Annotated in this window: 15 protein-coding genes; 10 read left to right on the top strand and 5 right to left on the bottom strand. The window is 69.6% G+C overall.

Annotation, left to right across the window (positions count from 1 at the left end):
• Window positions 1-61: 61 nt before the first annotated feature.
• Window positions 62-955, bottom strand: a complete 894-nt coding sequence (locus QOZ81_RS11115) for a polysaccharide deacetylase family protein (protein WP_291206660.1) — start codon at window positions 953-955, stop codon at window positions 62-64.
• Between the two features lie 257 nt (window positions 956-1,212).
• Between QOZ81_RS11115 and QOZ81_RS11110 the strand changes: the two genes are divergently transcribed.
• The 6 genes from QOZ81_RS11110 to QOZ81_RS11085 all read left to right on the top strand — a co-directional run bounded on the left by QOZ81_RS11110 (window position 1,213) and on the right by QOZ81_RS11085 (window position 7,027).
• On the top strand, window positions 1,213-1,689 hold the full coding sequence (locus QOZ81_RS11110) for a 4Fe-4S dicluster domain-containing protein (RefSeq protein WP_291206663.1): 477 nt from the start codon (window positions 1,213-1,215) through the stop codon (window positions 1,687-1,689).
• Between the two features lie 12 nt (window positions 1,690-1,701).
• Window positions 1,702-3,552, top strand: coding sequence for an aldehyde ferredoxin oxidoreductase family protein (locus QOZ81_RS11105; RefSeq protein ID WP_291206666.1), 1,851 nt, complete (start codon window positions 1,702-1,704; stop codon window positions 3,550-3,552).
• Between the two features lie 16 nt (window positions 3,553-3,568).
• On the top strand, window positions 3,569-4,810 hold the full coding sequence (locus tag QOZ81_RS11100) for an NAD(P)/FAD-dependent oxidoreductase (RefSeq protein ID WP_291206669.1): 1,242 nt from the start codon (window positions 3,569-3,571) through the stop codon (window positions 4,808-4,810).
• 152 nt (window positions 4,811-4,962) lie between these two features.
• Window positions 4,963-5,217, top strand: a complete 255-nt coding sequence (locus QOZ81_RS11095) for a MoaD/ThiS family protein (protein WP_291206672.1) — start codon at window positions 4,963-4,965, stop codon at window positions 5,215-5,217.
• 4 nt (window positions 5,218-5,221) lie between these two features.
• A complete protein-coding gene (locus QOZ81_RS11090) occupies window positions 5,222-5,503 on the top strand; it encodes a hypothetical protein (protein WP_291206675.1) in 282 nt (93 codons plus the stop codon).
• 48 nt (window positions 5,504-5,551) lie between these two features.
• Window positions 5,552-7,027, top strand: coding sequence for an MFS transporter (locus QOZ81_RS11085; RefSeq protein WP_291206678.1), 1,476 nt, complete (start codon window positions 5,552-5,554; stop codon window positions 7,025-7,027).
• 9 nt (window positions 7,028-7,036) lie between these two features.
• Here the strand turns inward: QOZ81_RS11085 and QOZ81_RS11080 are convergent, their stop codons facing one another.
• From QOZ81_RS11080 to QOZ81_RS11065, 4 genes are all read right to left on the bottom strand, one after another.
• Window positions 7,037-7,735: a PilZ domain-containing protein gene (locus QOZ81_RS11080; RefSeq protein ID WP_291206681.1), complete on the bottom strand. Its 699-nt coding sequence runs from the start codon at window positions 7,733-7,735 to the stop codon at window positions 7,037-7,039.
• A gap of 13 nt (window positions 7,736-7,748) precedes the next feature.
• Window positions 7,749-8,489, bottom strand: coding sequence for a metallophosphoesterase family protein (locus QOZ81_RS11075; RefSeq protein WP_291206684.1), 741 nt, complete (start codon window positions 8,487-8,489; stop codon window positions 7,749-7,751).
• A gap of 21 nt (window positions 8,490-8,510) precedes the next feature.
• Window positions 8,511-9,656, bottom strand: coding sequence for a thiamine phosphate synthase (locus tag QOZ81_RS11070; protein ID WP_291206689.1), 1,146 nt, complete (start codon window positions 9,654-9,656; stop codon window positions 8,511-8,513).
• 224 nt (window positions 9,657-9,880) lie between these two features.
• The gene (locus QOZ81_RS11065) at window positions 9,881-11,668 is read right to left on the bottom strand and encodes an ABC transporter ATP-binding protein (RefSeq protein WP_291206691.1); all 1,788 of its coding nucleotides are present in this window, start codon (window positions 11,666-11,668) and stop codon (window positions 9,881-9,883) included.
• Window positions 11,669-11,785: 117 nt separating this feature from the next.
• Between QOZ81_RS11065 and QOZ81_RS11060 the strand changes: the two genes are divergently transcribed.
• Genes QOZ81_RS11060 through QOZ81_RS11045 form a run of 4 tightly spaced genes read left to right on the top strand, consistent with a single transcriptional unit; the run spans window position 11,786 to window position 16,923 of the window.
• Window positions 11,786-13,549, top strand: coding sequence for a M20/M25/M40 family metallo-hydrolase (locus tag QOZ81_RS11060; protein ID WP_291206696.1), 1,764 nt, complete (start codon window positions 11,786-11,788; stop codon window positions 13,547-13,549).
• Entirely contained in the window at window positions 13,546-14,610 is a 1,065-nt protein-coding gene (locus QOZ81_RS11055) for a 3-dehydroquinate synthase (RefSeq protein ID WP_291206699.1), read from the top strand. Before QOZ81_RS11060 ends, QOZ81_RS11055 begins: the two co-directional genes overlap by 4 nt.
• Entirely contained in the window at window positions 14,603-16,465 is a 1,863-nt protein-coding gene (locus QOZ81_RS11050) for a tetratricopeptide repeat protein (protein ID WP_291206702.1), read from the top strand. The genes QOZ81_RS11055 and QOZ81_RS11050 overlap by 8 nt, the downstream gene beginning before the upstream one ends.
• The gene (locus tag QOZ81_RS11045) at window positions 16,465-16,923 is read left to right on the top strand and encodes a hypothetical protein (RefSeq protein WP_291206705.1); all 459 of its coding nucleotides are present in this window, start codon (window positions 16,465-16,467) and stop codon (window positions 16,921-16,923) included. Before QOZ81_RS11050 ends, QOZ81_RS11045 begins: the two co-directional genes overlap by 1 nt.
• Window positions 16,924-16,945: the final 22 nt, after the last annotated feature.

The following is a 16,945-nucleotide window of genomic DNA, read 5'->3' as shown; positions in this document are numbered from 1 at the left end:
CGAAAAACGCGGCCCGAATGGGCCGCGTTTTTCGTTGGCGCTACGCGCGAAGGAGAACGGATCAACCTTCCCAGCTCACCCAACCCGCTCGCCCGGGGATCTCTCGCCGGGTGATCATCTTGGCGGGCGGATTGGCGGCTAGCAGTTCGGGCAGCCAGTCGGCGTGGGTGCGGGCGACGATGCCACGCTCGTTGAGTCCGCCCAGGAAGGTATCGAAGGTCTCGAACAGCGCCCCGCCCTCGACCTCGGTGTGCAGAGCGTAGACGTTGAGCGCGTCCTCGCGCACCAGGTCCCAGACCTCGCGATTCACCTGGTCCGGCGTGCGGCCATCGAGACCCAGCAGTTCGTCCAGGGTGGGCAGGGTGGTGGGGATCTGCAGGGTCTTCTGGGGCTGCCCTTTCACGATGGGGTAGAAGGGCGCGAAGCCCCGGCAGTCGCCCGCGTAGGCCAGCCCGTAGGCCTCCTGCAGCTCCAGGGTGGTGTCGTTGCAGCGCCAGGCGGGGCTAACGGCGCCCAGGGGCTTCTCCCCGAAGATGGTGCCGAAGGCCTCGTGGGCGTTGGCGTACCAGTCAGCCAGCCACTTCCGGGATTTCCGGTCCAGCAGGTCGTGGTACTGCACGTGGTCCCAGCCATGGATGCCCACCTCGTGGCCTGCGGCCCTGGCGGCCTGCATCTGGGTGGCTGCGCGCTTCCAGATGATGGGCGCGGGCAGCAGGGTGCCGTACATCATGGTCTTCAGGCTGTACAGCTTGCCCGGTCCCGAGGTCCGCCGCATTTTGGCCAGGAAGCCCTTGCGGAAGATGCGGCGGATGGCCTTGCCGCTGTTGTCGGGGCCGAAGCAGAAGTAGAAGCTGGCCCGCATGCGGTGCTTGTCCAGCAGGCGCAGCAGGGTCGGAATGCCCGTGAGCGAGCCTTCCAGGGTGTCGACGTCCACGCGGAGGGAAATGGCCTTCATGGGGCTCCTTGCAAGCTCCATTCCACCCGCGAACGGAACCGGCCACAAGGGCGGGGGTGGGGACGGCCACCCATCCCGGCGGCCCGGGCGGAGGGAAATTGAGACAGAGACTCCTCCATTCCATCCCCGGGAAGCCATGCCAGCCAAGGCACTCCGTCTTTCCGTCGAAGGCCAGTGAAAAAGTCGGAGCCGCGGCCGTTATCCGATTTATGATCATCGCCGCACCCCCGACAGCACATCCATAAGGAGGCATGGCCATGCAGAAGTCCCTCCACATCGATCCCAACAAGTGCACGGGCTGTCTGCAGTGCGAGATGGCCTGCTCCTGGGAGAACTACCGGAGCTTCACCACCGCGAAGTCGCGGATCAAGGTGTTCAGTTTCCACGAGGCGGGCCGCTTCGTGCCCTACACCTGCACCCAGTGCGACGAAGCCTGGTGCATGATCGCCTGCCCGGTGGATGCCATCAGGCTGGATCCCGACACCGGCGCGAAGATCGTGCTGGAGCCCACCTGCGTCGGCTGCAAGGTCTGCACGATTGCCTGCCCCTTCGGCACCATCAACTACGTGGCGCAGACCGGCAAGGTGCAGAAGTGCGACCTCTGCGACGGCGCGCCGGCCTGCGCCAAGGCCTGCCCGACGGCGGCCATCACCTATGTGGACTCGGACTGGACCGGCCTCGACAAGATGCGCCAGTGGGCCGGCAAGACCGACACCAACCAAGCGACGGCGTGAGGAGAGACTGCCATGGCATGGACCAAGAACGTCCTTCGCGTGAATCTTGAGGCGGGTACCTGCACCACGGAGCCCCTGAACATGGACTGGGCCCGCGACTACCTGGGCCAGCGGGGCCTCGCCACCAAGTACTTCGTCTCTGAGACGGATCCCAAGGTGGATCCCTTCTCCCCCAAGAACAAGATGATCTTCGTGACCGGTCCCCTCACCGGCACCATGGCCGCCACGGGTGGCCGCTACTCCGTGGTCACCAAGGGGCCGCTCACGGGCGCCATCGCCTGCTCCAACTCCGGCGGCTACTTCGGGGCCGAGCTGAAGTTCGCGGGCTGGGACATGGTGATCTTCGAGGGTGCTGCTCCAAAGCCCGTCTACCTGCTGATCACGGATGGGAAGGCCGAACTGGTCGATGCCTCCCACCTGTGGGGCAAGACCGTCTGGGAGACCGAGGAGACCATCAAGAAGCAGCACCAGGATCCCCAGATCCGCGTGGCCGCCATCGGCCGGGCCGGTGAGAACAAGGTGCTCTACGCCGCCATCGTCAACGACCTGCACCGGGCCGCCGGGCGCTCCGGTGTGGGTGCGGTCATGGGCTCGAAGAACCTCAAGGCCGTGGCCGTGCGCGGCACCCGCACCGATGCCTACCAGATCGCGGATCCCGATGCCTTCTTCACTGCCGTGGATGCCGGCAAGAAGGTGCTGGCCGCCAACGGCGTGACAGGGCAGGGGCTCCCCACCTACGGCACCCAGGTGCTGATGAACGTCATCAACGAGCTGGGCGCGCTGCCCACCCGCAACCACCGCGACGTGCAGTTCGAGGGCGCCATGGCCATCGGTGGCGAGGCCATGCACGAGAAGCGGCCCACGGACGGCAAGGCGAACCTCGTCACCAACGGCGCCTGCTTCGGCTGCACCATCGCCTGCGGCCGCATCTCCAAGATGGATCCGGGCCACTTCACCATCAAGGACAAGCCCCAGTACCACGGCGCCTCCGGCGGCGTGGAGTACGAGGCGGCCTGGGCCCTGGGCGCCGCCAACGGCGTGTCCGATCTGGAAGCCCTCACTTACGCCAACTTCCTCTGCAACGAGGACGGCTTCGATCCCATCTCCTTCGGTGCCACCGTCGGCGCCGCCATGGAGCTCTACGACCTGGGCATCCTCACCAAGGAGATCGTCGGCTTCGAGCTGCCCTTCGGCTCCACCGAGGGCATGGTGAAGCTGGCGGAACTCACGGCCAGGGGCGAGGGTTTCGGCAAGGAGATCGGCCTGGGCTCCAAGCGGCTCTGCGCGAAGTACGGCAAGCCCGAGCTGTCCATGACCGTCAAGGGCCAGGAGTTCCCGGCCTACGATGGCCGCGGCCTGCAGGGCATGGGACTCGCCTACGCCACCAGCAACCGCGGTGCCTGCCACCTGCGCGGCTACATGGTGTCGCCGGAAGTGCTGGGCATCCCCGTGAAGATGGAGCCCCAGGCCACCGAGGGGAAGCCCGCCATGCTGAAGGCCTTCCAGGACCTCACCGCCGTGGTGGATTCCAGCGGCCTCTGCCTCTTCACCACCTTCGCCTGGGGCCTGCAGGACATCCAGCCCCAGCTCCAGGCCGCCTGCGAGGGCGACTGGTCCGAGGAGCGGCTGCTCCTCATCGGCGAGCGCATCTGGAACATGGAGCGCGAGTTCAACCTCGCCGCCGGGCTCACGGGCAAGGACGACAACCTGCCGCCCCGCCTCATGAAGGAGGCCGCCAAGACCGGCCCCCAGAAGGGCGCCGTGTCGAAACTCGACATCATGCTGCCCGAGTACTACCGAGTTCGTGGGTGGACACCGGAGGGTGTGCCTACCGCCGAGACGCGAACGCGTCTCGGCGTGTGAACGGACGCAGGCCTTTATGCGACACCTCATCATCGGAAGCGGGCCCGCCGGGGTGGTCGCGGCGGAGACCCTGCGCAAGGCCGACCCCGCCGCGGAGATCACGATGCTCTGCGGCGAGGCGGGCCCGCCCTATTCCCGCATGGCCATCCCCTACCTGTTGCGGGGGGACATCCCGGAGGCGGGCACCCACCTCCGCAAGGATGCGGACCACTACGCGCGCCTGCGCATCCAGCTGGTGCAGGCCAGCGCGAAGGCGGTGGATACGGCGGCCCGCACAGTGGATGTCGGTGGCCGGGGCCTGTCCTATGACCGGCTGCTCATTGCCACCGGCTCAAGGCCCAGCCGGGAGCGGATTCCCGGCATCGACCTGCCGGGCGTCCAGGCCTGCTGGACCCTGGATGATGCCAGGGCCATCCTCGCCCAGGCCCGGCCCGGCGCCCGCATCGTGCAGATGGGCGCGGGCTTCGTGGGCTGCATCATCATGGAGGGCCTGCTGTCGCGGGGGGTGGATCTCACGATCCTCGTCCGCAGCGGCTACATGGTGCGCCGCATGATGAACGCCACGGCCAGCGATATGCTTCGCCGCTGGTGCGAGGCCAAGGGCGTGAAGATCCTCACCCACACGCAGCCCACGGGACTCACCTCGGAGGGCGGCGTCCTCCGGGTCGCCCTGGCGGATGGGCGCGTCCTCCCCGCGGACATCTACCTGAGCGCCGTGGGGGTGGATCCGAACCTGGACTTCCTGGCAGGCAGCAGCATCGAGGTGGCTCAGGGCATCGTCGTCGACGACAACCTGCAGAGCAGCGTGCCCGGCGTCTATGCGGCCGGGGATGTGGCGGAAGCCACGGACTGCCTCACGGGGAAGCGTCAGCTCAATGCCATCCAGCCCAACGCGGTGGAACAGGGACGCATCGCGGCGCTGAACATGGCCGGCCGGGCCGCCCGCTTCAAGGGCAGCTTCGTGTTCAACGTGCTCACCACCCTGGGTCTGGTCTCCTCGTCCTTCGGGGAATGGCAGGGCGTGCCCGGCGGCGAATCCGCCGAGGTGCTGGACGGGGCCCGCTACCGCTACCTCAACCTGCAGTTCGAGGGCGACCGTCTGGTGGGTGCGAACACGGTCGGATTCACCGACCACGTGGGCGCCCTGCGAGGCCTCATCGAAGGCCGCGTGCGCCTGGGCGCCTGGAAGCAGCGCCTGATGGCGGATCCCACCCTGATCATGCAGGCCTACCTGGCAGCGGCGCACAGCGTAGTCTGAAGGCATGAGCACGCAGCAGGAGCGAAGGGCCACTTTGGCGAAGCCGAAGCCCGCAGGGCGCGGCGCAGGAGGCGACGCGTGAACCCGCAGCAGGAGCGAAGGGCCACATTGGCGAAGCCGAAGCCCGCAGGGCGCGGCGCAGGAGGCGACGCGTGAAGATCTCCCTCAAGCTCTTCGCCTCCCTCGCCGTCCACCTCCCGGCCGAGGTGCGATCCCGTCACCGCCTCGAGCTGGAGGTGGCGCCGGGCGCCACGGTGCTGGACGTGATCCGGGACCAGGGCATTCCGGCGGCCCAGTGCGCCATCGTGCTGGTGGATGGCGTGTGGGTGGCCCAGGCGGACCGGGCCGCCCGCGAGCTCGCGGAGGGCGAGGTCCTGGCCATCTGGCCCCCCGTGGCCGGAGGGTGAGTCCGTGCAGGTGAGTCTGGAGATGAGCCTCAACCGGGAGGACTTCCTCCGTCTTCTGCCCGGCGCCGTGGGAGGGGTCGAGGTCGCCGAGGCGGATGGCGTCTTCAGGGGCGCCGAGTGCGGCCTGCGCTGGACGATCCGGCTGCGGCCGCTCCCGGACCGCCGCCTGGGCAGCGTGGTGCTGCCCTGCCAGGCCGTGGAGATCAGCCTGGAGGGCCATACGGAGGTCGAGGCCGAGGCGTTCATGGCCCGGTTCCACCGGGGCTTCCAGCGGGGGGGCGGCTAGGCGCATCCCGCCTGCTTGGATGACCCGGTCGTCCCGTATAATCGCCGGATGTCGACGCCACGCCCTGCCGGAATCCTTCGCTCCTTCCCGCCCGTCTTCTGGCTGGCGAACGTCATGGAGCTCTTCGAGCGGGCGGCCTACTACGGCCTCAACTCGGTGCTCGCGGTCTACCTCACGAACAAGATCTCCGAAGGGGGCCTGGGTTTCACGGAACAGTCCGTGGGCTTCCTGCAGAGCCTCATCTACGCCTTCACCTACGTCATCCCCATCGCGGGCGGCGCCCTGGCGGACCGCTACGGCTACCGGCGCATGCTCCTGTTCGCCTTCTCCATCCTGTCGGCGGGCTACTTCATCGCGGGCAACGTCACGATGTACGGGGCGGTGTTCGCGGCGCTGCTGCTGATGGCGACCGGCGCGGGCCTGTTCAAGCCCATCATCTCGGGCACCCTCGCCCGCACCACCACCGAGGAGAACTCGGGGTTCGGCTTCGGCATCTACTACTGGATGATCAACATCGGGGCCTTCCTGGCGCCCCTCGTGGTGAGCGTGCTGAAGGGCTTCTCCTGGCGCTACGTGTTCATCGCCTCGGCCATCTACTGCGCCGCCATGCTGGTGCCGACGGTGTTCCTGTTCAAGGATCCGCCCAAGCCCGAGAACACCAAGAACCTGCGCGAGGTGGCCCACGGCGCGGCCATGGTGCTGGGCGATGCGCGCTTCATGCTGATGATCGTGGTCTACTCCGGCTTCTGGATCCTCTACTTCCAGAACTTCGGTTCCGTGCTCTGGTACCTCCGGGACTTCGTGGACGCCACGCCGGTGAACCGGCTCTTCGCCTCCATCGGCATCCCGCTGAAGTTCGACGCGGAGCACGTCACGGTGGTCAACGGCGGGACGATCATCCTGCTGCAGGTCCTGGTCAGCCGCATCGTCAGGAACATCCGCCCCCTGCCCACCATGGTCTCGGGCATCGTCATCGGCACCCTCGGCTTCCTCTGCCTCGCCGCCTCCACCAACGTGTGGATCTTCATCCTCGGCATCTCGGTCTTCTCCATCGGCGAGATGACCGCCCATCCGAAGTACTACAGCTACGTGGGCCTGGTGGCCCCGGCCGACAAGAAGGCCGTCTACATGGGCTACGCCTTCCTCTACGGCGTCATCGGCAGCCTCATCGGCTCGAGCCTGGGTGGCATGCTCTACGGCTCCATGCTGAAGCCCCTGGTGGGCCAGCCCGGCGCGGCGGCGGCGGCCCGCACCTTCTGGCTGCTCTTCGTGGCCCTGAACGTGGTGGCCGCCATCGGCCTCATCTTCTACGACCGGGTCTTCGCGGAGGACACGCCAGCGACCAACGAGAAGGCCCGGAAGATCATGCTCGGCATCTACGCACTGCTGCTCGTGGCGGGGCTGCTCTTCGTCCGGTCGGCACTCTTCGGCGGGGCGGAGATCTCCTACAAGACCATGGTCCAGGCCGTGATCATGCTGCTCCTCGGTGCCGGCGGCGCCGCGGTGAGCCTGCGGAGGCGCTGAACCGCCAGCTCAGCCGCGCCGGAAGCTCTGGGAGCGGTCGGTGCGCCGGGCCTGGATGAACCGGTGGATGGGTTCGAGATCGGTGTCCGGGCGCGGGTGCAGCACCACGCCCAGGCGCGTCGGGTAGTCCTGGCCCTGGAGGTAGGTGAGGTGCAGGACCTCCCCCGGACAGCGCAGGACGGCGCCATCCGGCAGCTCGGCGTCGATGTCCACCTGGGCGTGCAGGTCCACCATCAGCGGCTCGTTCAGGGCGAGCCCCACGCCGGTTTCCGTGAGGTTGACCAGCAGGGCCTCCAGCTGCCGTCCGCCCAGGCCGACGCGGACCTTGAGGGGCGTCTGGTCGGGCCCGGCCACCCGGACGTCGCGACGGTGGTGGAGGCGGGCCGATTCATGCGGCCAGTCCAGCCGCAGGAGGGTGCCCCCGGGCCCATCGTGGACGGGGGAGAGGAGGAGCGATTCCAGGGTGAGCACTTCGTCGCCCAGCAGGATGGTCAGGGTCACGGCCGTGCCGTCGGCGGGAACCGAATCCCGGACATGCAGGCCGGACAGCTCCAGGGTCGAGCCGGCGCGGAAGCCGTGGATCCGCAGGTCCCCAAGCAGCCGCGCGTTGGCATCCTGGAGCCGGAGGCTCGCCACGGCCCTGGTCAGGCGGGCCTGGTGGAGGAACTGCTCCAGGACAGGTGCGGACAGATGTGATGCGTGGCCCATGGGGTCCTGCCTTTCAAATGCCTTGACCCAGCCGCTCTGCCAGGTTGCGATGCAGCCCGGCGGCCAGGATGGCCTTGGCCGCGCCCTTCACGTCATAGTCGAGGCGGTGCAGCCTCAGGCAGTGGCGCTTGGGGTTGTAGGTCATGAACGAGACGCGGGGGTCCCGGTCGCGGGGCTGGCCCACCGAGCCCGGATTCACGAGGTACCGGCAGTGCGGCTGCAGCTGGAACCACTCGCCGGGCTGGAGGCAGATCCAGTTCAGCTGGCCCCGGGCCTCATCCAGCTCGAAGCAGCCGGGCAGGTGGGTGTGGCCGAAGAAGCAGAGCTGGCCCTCGAAGGCGTCGAAGGCCTGGCTGATCTCCCGCATGTGGAGGAGGTAGGCGTCCTCGTCCATGGGGGAGCCATGCGAGATCTGGTAGTCCTCGCCCACCCAGAGCGGGCCCACGGGCAGGTCCGCCAGGAAGCGCCAGTTGTCCTGCCGCAGGCGGTCGCGGGTCCAATCCGCCGCCTGCTTGGCGGGCAGGCTGAAGGAGCCGTCCGGCTCCAGGCCCGCGCAGACTTTGTCGTGGTTGCCGCGCACCATGTACCGCGGGCGCCATTCCTTCACCTTGTCCAGCAGCTGATTGGGGTTGGCCCCGTAGCCCACCAGGTCGCCCAGCAGCACGAAGCGGTGGATGGCCCGTCGCCGCGCGAAGCGCAGCACGGCCCGGAGGGCGTGCAGGTTCGCGTGCAGATCGGAGAGGATCAGGTCCAAGGGATGTCCAGGGGAGGCATCTCAGTCTAGCAAGGCTGACGCGAGGTCCCGCGAACTGTGACCAAAGGCGAGGAGCATGTCCGCTTGCGCCCAGGCCGGCATCCGCCTGCGCCAGCGGGCCATGAAGACGGCCGGGTCCTGGGCCAGGGGGCGCTTGGGATCCCGCCCCGCCCGCTCCCAGGCCCGGGCGGGCGTCTCCGCCAGCCACAGCGCGGCGAAGCCGCTGGCGTCCACGGCCAGGCGGTTGGCCTCGGCCTCCCAGGCACCCCCGCCCAGGGCCACCACCGCGGGCGCCGCCAGGAGCCCGGGGAGAAGCTCCGATTCCAGGGCCCGGAAGGCCGCCTCCCCGCGCGCTTCGAAGAGCTCCGCCACCGCACGGCCGGCGTGGCCCTCGATGACCGCGTCCAGGTCGTGGAAGGGCAGGGCCATCCGGAAGGCCAGCAGCCGGCCCAGGGAGGTCTTCCCGCCGCCGCTGCCGCCCAGCAGCACGAGGCCCTGGCCGGGACGGAAGGGGGGGCGGACCCGCCAGCGCTCCCGCTGGATCGCCCAGCCGAGGGCGGCCGGGTCCGCGGCGCGGTGGATCTCGCCCACCATGGCCAGGGACTCGGCGCCGGCCTCGAAGCAGGGGCCGGCATCCGCGAGGGTCAGGCCGCCGATGGCGATGGGGGCGATGGCCTGGGCGCGGAGGGCTGCGCAGCCCGCTTGCAGTCCTTCCAGGCCGATGGGTTCGGCGTGATCGGCTTTGGAAGGCGTGCCCCGGAAGGGGCCAACTCCGGCGTGGTCACAAGCGCGGTTCACGGCCGCCCACTCACTGGCCTCGTGGGTGGAGGCGCCGAGGTGGAGGCCCGCCAGCCCCGGCAGGGCCTGGGCTTCACGGGCGGGCAGGTCCTCCTGGCCCAGGTGCAGGCCCCAGGGGGTCAGGTCCTCCCGGGCGGCGAGGATGGCCAGATCCGCGCGGTCGTTGACGCAGATCATGGGCCAGCCCCCATTGGCAGCCGCCTCGGCCAGGGCCGTGCGCAGCTCCGTCCACTGGGCCTGCGCGTCCAGGGGCTTGCCCCGGAACTGGACCAGCGGAAAGCCCGCCTCGCCCAGCTGGCGGATCTGCGCGGACAGGGATTCGGGGCGCGAGGCGTCGGTGATGGGGTAGAGGGGCGGGAGGCGGAGCATGGGAACTCAGTCTACAGACTGACCTTAGACTTCGGGCAACGCATGCGTTGCCCGAGGGAGTCTGGAGTCTGGAGGTACTGCTTGTTGGTGCGGCGCCATGCGCCGCGTCAATCATCCAGATTGGCGCCGACCCATTCGGTGTGCCTCGCCCAATCTCAAATGATCATCGCCGCCGAAGGCGGCCACAGGAATCTGTACCTCCAGACTCCGGACCCCAGCCTTCATTACGCCGCTTCCCCATCCGCGAACTGCAGCCGCACGAGCTTGGCGTAGACGCCGTCCTGGGCGATGAGGCCGTCGTGGGTGCCGCGCTCGACGAGGGCGCCCTGGTCCATGACCCAGATCTCGTCGGCGTCGCGGATGGTGGAGAGCCGGTGGGCGATGGTGAAGGTGGTAAGCCGGTGGCTCACGCGCTCGATGACGGTCTGGATCTTGGATTCGGTCTCGGAGTCGATGTTGGCGGTGGCCTCGTCCAGCAGCAGCACGGCCGGTTCGAGGTAGAGCATGCGGGCGAAGGCCAGCAGCTGCCGCTCGCCGGCGCTGAGCTTCTGGCCCCGCTCGCCCACCTGGGTATCCAGGCCCTGGGGCAGGCGGCCCACCAGGTCCTTGAGCTGGCTCTGGTCCAGCACGGAGGCGAGGCGGGTCTCGTCCAGGGGACGGTCCAGCACGATGTTGTCGCGCAGCGTTCCGGAAAAGACGAAGACGTCCTGGAGCACCAGGCCGAAGAGGTCGCGGAGGCTGCGCAGGGTGAGGTGGCGGGTGTCCGTCCCGTCGACGGTGATGCGGCCCTCGCGGACGTCGTAGAAGCGCATGAGCAGGTTGATCAGGGTGCTCTTGCCGGCCCCCGTGTGGCCCACCACGGCGATGCGCCGGCCCTTGGGGATGACGCCGCTGAGTTCCCGCACGACCTTCCGGCCGCCTTCCTCGTAGGCGAAGGTCACGCCTTCGAGCCGGATCTCCCGGGCGAAGCTGGCGGCCTTGGCGCCGGGGATCTCGGGGATCTCCTCGCGGTTGTCCAGCAGGCGGAAGATGCGCTCGCTGGAGGCCAGGGCGGTCTGCATCACGTTGTAGCGCTCGGCCAGCTCGCGGATGGGCCGGAAGAAGCGGCTGGACTGCTGGATGAAGGCCAGCAGCAGGCCCCACGTGATGGCCCCGGCCTTCAGCTTGAAGCCCGCATAGAAGATGAGCGCGGCCAGGGTGCCCGAGGTGATGAACTCCACCACCGGGAAGAACACCGCGTAGGCGAAGATCGTGCGGAGGAAGGCCTGATAGTAGTCCTCGTTGAGGACCTTGAACTGCTGGTCGCTGCGCGACTCCTGGGCATTGATCTGGACCAGGCCCATGCCCGAGATCTGCTCCTGCAGGAAGGCGTTGATGGCGGCGTAGCGGCGCTGGGTCTCGCGGAAGGCCTCGCCCGCGCGGCGGCGGAAGAACTCCGTGGCCACCAGCAGGAAGGGCAGGATCACCAGGGCCACCAGGGCCATGCCGGCGTGGGTCCAGAACATCCAGGCCACGATGGCCAGCAGGGACAGCGCGTCCCCCACGATGGCCACGAAGCCAGACGCGAACATCTCGTTCAGGTTCTGGACGTCGCTGGTCACCCGGGTCATCAGCCTGCCCACGGGGTTGCGGTGGAAGAAGTCCGTGCTGCGCCCCATGAGGTGCGCGAAGAGCTGGACACGGAGCTCGAGCATGGCCTTCTGGCCCACCTTGGCCAGCATGAAGTAGCGGGCGAAGCTCACCAGGAACCCGGCGATGAGCACCCCGAAGAACCCGGCCACCATGGGGCCGCCGCCCTTGAGGCTGCCCTCGCCCATGAACCGGTTGATGAGGCGCAGCGTCAGCTCCGAGGGCAGCACCTCCAGGAAGGCGCCCAGGGCCATGAGGACCAGCAGCAGGAGCAGCGCCGCCCACTGGGGCTTCAGGTAGCTGGCCAGGCGCCAGAGCAGGGCGTGGCGCATGGGGCGATCATCGGTGCGATCGGATTGGAAGAAGGCTCCCTGTTCGGACATGGGCCCATTCTCCCACAGGACGTGGAGAATCCCGCGCCGACCCTGCTCCGGGACCAGGGATGCCCCGGCGGAGCGGGCGCGGGGCTCATGTAAACTGGAAGTTCGCCCGGAGCCTCGATGAACGCCTGGATGCCCGTTCTTGTTGCCGCCACCCTCGTGGCCCAAGCCCAGGCCCCCGCCTCCAAGGCCGACGCGGCCATGGAGAAGCGGCTACGGCGGGACGTGACCTTCCTGGCCTCGCCGGAGCTGAAGGGCCGCGGCAATGGCTACCCCGAGCTCGACCAGGCCGCCCGGCGCATCGAGGGCGAGCTCAGGGCCCTCGGCCTCAAGACCCAGATCCAGCGCTTCCCCTTCATCGCCAAGGTGGTCCGCGAGCGCCAGGAGGCCGCGCTCCTCCAGGGCGACCGCTCCCGGTCCCTGGTGTGGGGCAAGGACCTCGAGGCCCTGGGCCTGAGCGGGGATGCCAGCTTCCGCGGCAAGGCCCTGGCCTTCCTGGGCTACGGCGTGCAGATCCCCGGCGGCTATGACGACCTGGCCGGCCTCGAGCTGAAGGACCGCGTCGTCGTGATCGCCCGCTCCGTGCCGGATCTCGACGCCTTCGCCCACCTGCCCCGCGGGGAGCGGAGCCTGCTGGCCCGCCTGAAGAAGCTGGAGACCGCCAAGGTGGCCGGTGTCATCGTGCTCGAAGAGAACGGACTCCGGCCCCTGCAGCGCGAGGAGGGTCCCGTGAAGGTGGACGTCCCGGTGCTGGGCATGACCAGCGAGGCCCTGGGCGGCGCCTGCGGCGACCTGGCGGCCCGGTTCAAGAGCATCAAGGAGACGGGGAAGCCCGCCAGCCAGGATTTCGCCTCCGCCCCTTCCGTCACGCTGAGTCTGGAGCTGAAGCTCCGCCGCGAAGAGGCCCAGGTGCCCAACGTGGTGGCCGTGATCCCCGGCCGGGATCCCAAGCTCCGGAAGGAATTCATCGCCCTGGGCGCGCACATGGACCACCTGGGCATGGGCGAGCGCCACAGCATGGGCGGCGCCGAGGCCCGCGGCCAGGTGCATCCCGGCGCCGACGACAATGCCTCCGGCACGGCCATGGTCGTGGAGCTGGCCCGGGCGCTGAAGCAGGCCCGGCCCAAACGCTCCATCCTGCTGCTCCACTTCGGCGGCGAGGAGGAGGGCCTGCTGGGCTCCCAGTACTGGGTGCAGCATCCGACGCACCCGCTCGAGTCCGTGAAGTTCATGCTCAACTTCGACATGGTGGGCCGCCTCGACCTCAAGGCGCCCAAGCTGATGATGGGCGGGCTCGGGGCCCCGAAATCCGCGGTCGAAGCGGCCCAGAAGTTCGTGCCGAAGGATTTCGCCGTCAGCGCGGACGTGGGCGCCAGCGTGGGCGGCTCCGACCACATGAGCTTCTCCCAGGCCAAGATCCCCACCTTCTTCTTCTTCACCGGCATCCACGGGGAGTACCACCGGCCCACCGACACGGCGAACCTCATCAACTTCCCCGGCATGGTGAAGCTGGTGGCCTTCGGCAAGGCCGTCTCGCTGGATCTGGCCAACGCGGACACGCTGCCCGCCTTCGATCCCGAGACCGCCAAGCTGCCCTCCCGGGGCGACGGCGGGCCCATGCGCATCGCCTTCGGCACCATCCCCGACTACGCCGACAACCCGAAGGGCTTCCGCATCAACGGCGTCTCCAAGGGCGGCACCGCCGAGACCATCGGCCTGCAGACCGGCGACATCCTCATCCAGTTCGGCGACAAGCCCGTGAAGAACGTCTATGACTTCATGGGGGCGCTGGGTGCCTTCAAGCCGGGCGACAAGGTCGTGATCCAGTGGCTGCGCGGCGACCAGCCCATGCAGGCCGAGGCCACGCTGAAGGGCCGGCAATGAGACTGGCCACGCCGTCCGGGTTCGCCACGGAGGTCTTCCTCCTGGAGGCCCCCGACCGGGAGCTGCTCCCGGAAGGGGCGTGGACCCTGGTGGGCGACCTGCGGCTGCGCGAAGCCTGGGCCCGGGCGGGCATGCCCGAGCCGGAGCACGCCCTGTGGGTGTCGGTGCCGGAGGAGGAGAAGAAGCTGCGCACGGTGATCCCCTGGCTGGAGCACTGGGCCCGGATTCCGCTGCATCGGGATGCCACCGTAGTGGCCCTGGGCGGCGGCGTGCTGTCCGACCTGACCGGTCTGGCGGCGGCGCTCTTCCTGCGCGGCATCGCCTGGCAGGTGTGGCCCACCACCCTGCTGGCCATGGCCGATGCCGCCCTGGGCGGAAAGACCGCCGCGGATCTCTCGGCGGGCAAGAACCTGGTGGGGGCCTTCCATGCGCCGCGCCGCCTGGTGGCCTGCACGGACCTGCTCACCGGCCTGCCCGAGCGGCACCTGCAGAACGGCCTCTGGGAGCTGGTGAAGACGGCCCTGATCGTGGGCGAGATGGCCTGGGCCCAGGAGATGCTGCAGGAGGAGACGCTGAAGGTCGCCTGGGTGGAGCGCGCGCTGGCCTTCAAGGCCGGTGTGGTGCACCGCGACCCCCGCGAAGCCGGGGAGCGCCGCCTGCTGAACCTGGGCCACACCCTGGGGCATGCCCTGGAGGCGGCCTCCGGCTACCGGCTGCTGCACGGCGAGGCCGTGGGCCTGGGCCTCCTGGGCTCCTGCCTCCTGGCGGAGGAGCAGGGCCTGAAGCCCTTCCCGCCGGGCCTGCTCGAACCGCTGGTGCGGCGCCTGGCACCCCTGGCCCCCCTGGTGGCGCCCTGGGCCGACTGCCTGCCCCTCCTGGCCCGCGACAAGAAGGCGGTCCACGCCTCCGGCTCCACCCAGGACGCCCCCGCCACCGAGATCCAATGCATCCTTCCGCGGCCCGGCGAACCCGCCGTGCAGCGGGCGCTGCCCCCCGAGGCCTGGGAATCCCCCCATGCCAGGCTCCTCGCCCTGCTCCACCAGGAGTCCGTCCGTGTCTGATTTCCGCGCTTCACTGCTCGTGGTGCTCCTCGCCGGGGCCCTCGCCTCCGCGGAGGATGTCCGCGCCCTCATGCTCCAGGCCCGTGCCCTCCAGCTGCGGGGCGGTGGGGCCGATCCCACGGCTGCGGCGGCCCTCTACCGGCGCGTGCTGGCGCAGGTCCCCGAGAGCGCCGAGGCCAACCTGCGGCTGTCCGAGGCCCTCCAGGAGGCCCAGGATGCCGATGCCGCCGTGGCCCCGGCGAGGAAGGCCGTGGAGCTGGCCCCGCAGAACGCCGAGGCCCAGGCCCACTTGGCCCTGCTCCAGTTCCAGCGGGCCCAGAAGGATGCCGCCCTGGCACCGGAGGCCATCCGGGAGCTGAAGGCCGCCACCCTCCGCCTGCCCCAGGATCCGGAGCTCTGGGCGCGCCTCGGTGAGGCCTCCGAGACGGTCAAGGACGGGGAGGGGGCCCTGCGGGCCTGGCTGCGCCTGGGCCGCATGCGCCCCAGCTTCGGACCCGCCTGGGAGCGGGCCTTCATCCACGCCCGCGCGACCCAGAACTACGAAGGCAAGCGCGAGGCCCTGCTGGCCCTCAATGCCCGGCACCCTGAGGACCGGCACCTCCGCTTGCTCGAGGAACTGGCCCGGGAGCAGATCAAGGCCGGCTACCTGGCCCATGCCGAGGAGAGCTTCCTCCTGCTGGCCAGCCACGTCCCCCAGGAAGCCGGACTGTGGGAGAACGTGTCCCTCGTGCGCATCCAGACCGCGCGCTGGACCGAGGCCCTCGAGACGCTGGCCAAGGCCGAGGCCCTGAAGCCCAGCCCCACCCTCACCTTCCACACGGCGCGGGCCCTCATGAACCTGGGCCGCTTCGAAGAGGCCGAGCGGCGCCTCCGCGGCATCGTGTCCCAGGAGATCGAACCCCAGTGGATCGGGGATGGTGCGCCGATGCTGTACGCGGAATCCCTCCTGCTCCAGGGCAAGGGCAGGGCCCTGCTGGCCTTCCTGAAGGACCGGCGCCCCCGCCCCCACACCGACGGCGAGGCCCAGGTCTTCAAGACGCAGGCCTGCATCAGCCTCAACGACTGGAAGAGCGGGCTGGACGCCCTCAAGGAGGGCATCGCCCGCTACCCGAAGGTGCCCTTCTTCCAGCAGGCCGCCAAGCTCCCGCCCAGGTACCTCGAGTACGCGGTGTTCTCCCGCAAGGAGACGCGGGCCGCGCTGGAGCAGCTGCACCTGGAGGGCATGGCCGCCCTCTGGCAGGAGTTCCAGCGCTGGGACAAGTGCCTCGAGGCCCTGGAGCGGGCCCGCACCCTCTCCCCGGTGCGCCGCGTGGACATGCTGATCATGCAGAGCCAGGCCTACGACCAGCTCGATCGCCATGCGGAGTCCCTGGCCGTGCTGCGCGAGGCCCAGGCCCTGGAGCCGGCCAACCCGCTGGTGCAGAACAACCTCGGCTACCTGCTGCTGGAGCAGGACCGCGACCTGGAGGAGGCCGCCGCCCTCATCGAGGCCAGCGCGAAAGCCACGCCGGACAACGGCAACGTGGTGGACAGCCTGGGCTGGGCCCAGTTCAAGCTGGGCCGCGTCGCCGAGGCGGAGGCCACGCTGCGCCGCGCCGCGGAGCTGAGCCCCTTCAGCCCCGAGGTCCGCAAGCACCTGGGCGAGGTCCTGGTGAAGCAGGGCAAGCTGGCGGAAGCCGCCGAGCAGTGGGACCGGGCCCTGGCCTTCGTCTTCCCGGATCGATCCGCCCTGGAGAAACGCCTGGGTGACCTGCGCATCCGCATCGCCAAGGAGCAGGCCGCGAAGCTGGAAGCGCCCACGGCCACGCCAGCGACCCCCGCCGTGAAACCCGATGACGACGAGGACGACCAGTGATGCCGCTCCAGGCCCCGCCGCCGGTGGTCGCCCCCGCGCCCGCGGCGCCCGTGCGGGCCCAGTACGGCTGGGGCTACGCGGGCGCCGATGGCGAGGGCGTGGGCACCCTCAGCCTGCTGATGGAAGCCGCCAGCGGCAAGCTCATCCTCGAGCTGCACGCGCCCGGGGAGCGGCTGCTGCTGCTGGAGGGGGATGCCGCCTCGGGTTACCGCCTGCAGGTGCCCCGCCAGAAGCTCGACCAGCGCGCCACCTACCTGTCCCAGCTGCCGCTGCCCTTCCTGCCCCAGGTGCTCAGCGTGGAGGGCCTGCTGCACCTCCTGCGCACCGGCGAAGGCACCGGCGTGTCCATCCTGAAGAAGGACGCCCAGGGCCCCCTCAAGCTCCACTGGCGCGGCAAGGATGCCCGTGGCAAGGACCAGCAGGTGTGGCTGGATCGGAAGCGGTGGGAGGGGAAGTAGTTCCCCACCGCCTCGGGCGAAG

Source organism: Geothrix sp., from assembly GCF_030219325.1.
Taxonomy (GTDB): Bacteria; Acidobacteriota; Holophagae; order Holophagales; family Holophagaceae; genus Geothrix.
Note: the sequence above shows the minus strand (reverse complement) of the source record. Positions and strands in the feature narration are given on the sequence as shown.